Origin of the sequence: Amaricoccus sp. (assembly GCF_036846665.1) — a bacterium.
Taxonomy (GTDB): Bacteria; Pseudomonadota; Alphaproteobacteria; order Rhodobacterales; family Rhodobacteraceae; genus Amaricoccus.
In genome coordinates this window covers 1-3,803 of record NZ_DAIUBO010000311.1, presented here as the reverse complement: position 1 = coordinate 3,803, position 3,803 = coordinate 1, and the positions used below count along the sequence as shown (strand labels likewise).

The 3,803-nt window shown below is 73.2% G+C and carries 3 protein-coding genes; 2 read left to right on the top strand and 1 reads right to left on the bottom strand.

Annotated elements, in window-relative coordinates:
* Positions 1 to 701: ATP-binding cassette domain-containing protein (locus tag V7050_RS19350; RefSeq protein ID WP_324411063.1), on the top strand; the 701-nt coding region annotated here is incomplete at its 5' end.
* A 23-nt stretch (positions 702 to 724) separates the two neighbouring features.
* Here V7050_RS19350 and V7050_RS19345 read toward each other — a convergent pair.
* A complete protein-coding gene (locus V7050_RS19345) occupies positions 725 to 1,651 on the bottom strand; it encodes an MBL fold metallo-hydrolase (RefSeq protein ID WP_324370487.1) in 927 nt (308 codons plus the stop codon).
* A gap of 54 nt (positions 1,652 to 1,705) precedes the next feature.
* Here V7050_RS19345 and V7050_RS19340 point away from each other — a divergent pair, with 54 nt between their 5' ends.
* Positions 1,706 to 3,040 (top strand): ATP-binding protein, encoded by a 1,335-nt coding sequence (locus tag V7050_RS19340; protein WP_324370485.1) that lies wholly within the window; start codon positions 1,706 to 1,708, stop codon positions 3,038 to 3,040.
* Positions 3,041 to 3,803 lie beyond the last annotated feature (763 nt).

Genomic DNA, 3,803 nt, shown 5'->3' with positions numbered 1-3,803 from the left:
TCCCCGGCACCGACCAGGGCATCTTCGACCTCGACTTCGCCGCCGAGCCCGGCCGCACGGTCGCGCTGGTCGGCCCGACCGGCGCCGGCAAGACCACAGCGTTGGCACTCCTCCAGCGCATGCGCGACCCCGACGCCGGCCGCATCTCCATCGACGGCACCGACATCGCCGCGGTGACCCTGGCCTCGCTCCGCGCCGCGGTCGCCGTGGTCTTCCAGGAGGCCGGGCTCTTCAACCGCTCGATCGCCGACAACCTGCGGGTCGGCCGCCCCGACGCGACCGACGCAGAGCTCGAGCGCGCCGCCCGCCTCGCCGAGGCCCACGATTTCGTCATGGCGAAGCCCGGCGGCTACGACTTCGTCATCGGCGAGCGCGGCGCCAGCCTCTCGGGCGGCGAGCGCCAGCGGCTCGCCATCGCCCGCGCCATCCTGAAGGACGCACCCGTCCTGATCCTCGACGAGGCGACCTCGGCGCTCGATGCCGAGACCGAGGCCCGCATCAAGCGCGCCCTCGACCGCCTGCGCCAGGGCCGGACCACCTTCATCATCGCCCACCGCCTCTCGACCGTGGCCGACGCCGACCTGATCCTGGTCATGGACCGCGGCCGCATCGTCGAGCGCGGCGGCTTCCGCGAGCTGGTCGCCCAGGGGGGCCTCTTCGCCCGCCTCGTCGCCGAGGGCGGCTTCACCGAACCCACCTGAGCCCGGCTCGTCGCAGGCGCCGATCAGGCCAGGCCGAACCGCGCCTCGGCCGAAAGCCCCCCCTCCGGCCGGACCAGGCCGCGGCCGGCCAGATCGACGAGATGGGCGAACACGTTCCGCCCCGCCGCCGGCCACATCACCCGGTCGACCGCCGCATAAATCGTTGCCGTCAACTCTACCACCGTCGCCGGCCCAGCGGCGAGGCGGGCGAGGATCTCGGCCTCGCGCTCGGCGCGATGCGCCAGCAACCAGGCGAGCAGGCGCCGGGGATCGGTCACCGGCTTGCCGTGGCCGGGATAATAGACGGCCTCGCCGCGCCCCTGCAGCCGCGCCACGGAGGCCCGGAAATCGGCGAGATCGCCGTCGGGCGGCGAGATCATCGTCGTCGCCCAGCCCATCACCATGTCGCCCGAAAAGAGCGCATCGCCCTCGGCCCAGGCGAAGCAGAGGTGATCGCCCAGATGCCCCGGCGTGTGCAGCGCGGTGAGCGTCCAGCCGGGACCATCGACCCGGTCGCCCTCTCCGATCCGCGCGTCGGGCCGAAAATCCGGGTCGATCCCCCCGCCACCGCCGATACCGCCAGTCTCGGCGAGCCGCGCCATCGCCTCGCTGCGCGCCCCCGTTGCGTCGCCATGCGCCAGGACCGGCGCCTTCACGCGCGCCGCGAAGGCCGCCGCCCCGGCGCTGTGGTCGCGGTGGGAATGGCTCACCAGCACCGCGCGCACCCGCTCCCCCGGCGCCAACGCCGCCTCCAGCGCCCGCAGATGCGCCGGATCCGCCGGCCCGGGATCGATCACCGCCACCTCGCCGATCCCGAGGATATAGCTGCGCGTGCCGGTGAAGGTCATCGGCCCGGGATTGCGCGCCGTGACCACGCGCAGATCCGGCGCCAGCCGCTCCGCCACCCCGTAAACCGGGGCATGGTCGCGGTCGAAGGGGGGCTCGCCCATGGCACTCTGCTTCCTTGCGTGTCGCCGGATGGCCGCGTAACGCTCAAGGCTGCCATGCCCGCACACCCCGTCAAGTCCCTCCTGCCGCGCAGCCTGTTCGGCCGCGCCGTGGCGATCCTGCTGGTGCCGATCGTGCTGCTCCAGCTCGTGGTGGGCCTCGTATTCTTCCAGCGCCACTACCAGCGCGTCACCGAGCAGATGTCCGAGATCGCCGCCCGCGAGCTCCGCCAGGCCATCGGCGTGGCAGAAAGAGGCGGCACTCCCGCCGAGGCCGCCGCGCGTCTCGCATCGCTCTCGGGGCCGCTCGACCTGCCGCTGACGCTCCACCCCGGCGAGATCCTCGAGCCCGGCATCGACCGCACCCGCTTCGACGCGACCGGCCGAACCCTCGCCGAGACGCTCCGATCCGCCATCCCGCGGCCGATGACCATCGACCTGAAGACCGATCCCGGCACGGCGCTGATCGCGATCCAGACGGCGCCGGGCGTGATCGAGACGGCGGTTCCGCGCTCGCGGCTGACGGTGACGAACCCGCACCAGCTGCTGGTGCTGATGATCGCCGCCGCCCTGCTCTTGAGCGCCATCGCCGTGGTCTTCCTGCGCAACCAGGTCCGGCCGATCCGCCGCCTCGCCGAGGCCGCGGACGCCTTCGGCAAGGGCCGCGCCCTGCCCTTCCGCCCCGGCGGCGCCGAGGAGGTCCGCCGCGCCGGCGCCGCCTTCCTCGCCATGCGCGGCCGGATCGAGCGGCAGATCGAGCAGCGCACCCAGATGCTGACCGGGGTCAGCCACGACCTGCGCACCCCGCTCACCCGCATGAAGCTGACCCTCGCGCTCATGGAGGAGACCGAGGAGACCCGCGACCTCGCCCGCGACGCGGCGCAGATGGAACGCATGCTCGGCGAGTTCCTCGCCTTCGCCCGCGGCGACCCGACGGAGCCGACGACGCCGGTCGACCCCTTCGCGCTGGCCGCGGGCCTCGTGGAGGACGCGCGCCGCACCGGCACCCGCATCGAGCTGGTGACCGAGACCGACACGCCCGAAGCGCCGCTCGTCGAGCTGCGCGCCGGGGCGGTCACCCGCGCCGTCGACAATCTCGTCGGCAACGCGGCCCGCCATGGCCGGCGGGTGCGGCTCACCGTGCGGCTCCTGCCCCGGACGCTGGTGATCTCGGTCGAAGACGACGGCCCGGGCATCCCCGCGCAGGACCGCATGCGCGCCATGCAGCCCTTCACCCGGCTCGAGGAGGCGCGCAACCAGGACGAGGGCGGCCATGTGGGGCTCGGCCTCTCCATCGCCATGGACGTGGCCCGCGCCCATGGCGGCGGGCTGGAACTGGGCGACAGCGCCGATCTCGGCGGGCTGCGCGCCATCCTCCGCCTGCCCCGCTGACCCGGGGGAGTTGCATCGGGCAGCACGATTGCCGCCACCCGATTTCCGGGTCTGCCAGCGTCAACATCCGGCCCGGCGGGCATCGCCGGGCGCTGCCCCCGTTTTTTCTTCTGGACGGTCGGAGAAGGGAGAATGAACTCCATATCCGATTGGCTCGGCCATTGCCCCCGTGAGCGCCGGGACCATGGGTGACAGAACGTACCAGACCTATGGGATACAGTTTCCACCTTTTCGCGGCGGGAAGTGTGGATGCCGTGGAGAGAGAGTACGGTCATGGAGGAACGTCTGCGCTTCGTCGCACGCCCCTGCACCGCCACGGTCAGCTCCCCAATTCCCATGCCAGCGGCCGTCGCCGCGACTTTCATCCCGATCGGGCCGAAGTCGCCCAACCCGATCGACCGGTTTCGGCGAGGGAGCAGCGGTGGTGGTCGGTCTCCGTCTTCCAGGCGCCGCGCCCGACCTCGGCGATGCGGGCCGCTGCCGCGCCGCGGGTGGGGGCACGCCCTCGCGTCCCGGCCGCGGGCGGATCGGCGCGTCGCTCTCGCGCCATCCCCAGCCGCCAGCCGCCCCCAGCCGGCGGCCACCGCCGCGTCGATCCAGAGCGTGATCGCGGCGCGCGCGACCAGGGCGCGGTTGTAGTCGCGCCGGTTCGTGACCCGGCAACGGGCCTCGGCTTCGGGGCGGGAGGCTTGCGGACGCGCGGGGCCATCCCAAGCGTGCACCACTTTCCTCAACCCGGCGGAATCCCCTTGTTTCAGCCGCT

Bases quoted from the DNA above. Each gene is read 5' to 3' on its own strand.
- V7050_RS19345 (WP_324370487.1), bottom strand. From the start codon at position 1,651: ATGGGCGAGCCCCCCTTCGACCGCGACCATGCCCCGGTTTACGGGGTG.
- V7050_RS19340 (WP_324370485.1), top strand. From the start codon at position 1,706: ATGCCCGCACACCCCGTCAAGTCCCTCCTGCCGCGCAGCCTGTTCGGC.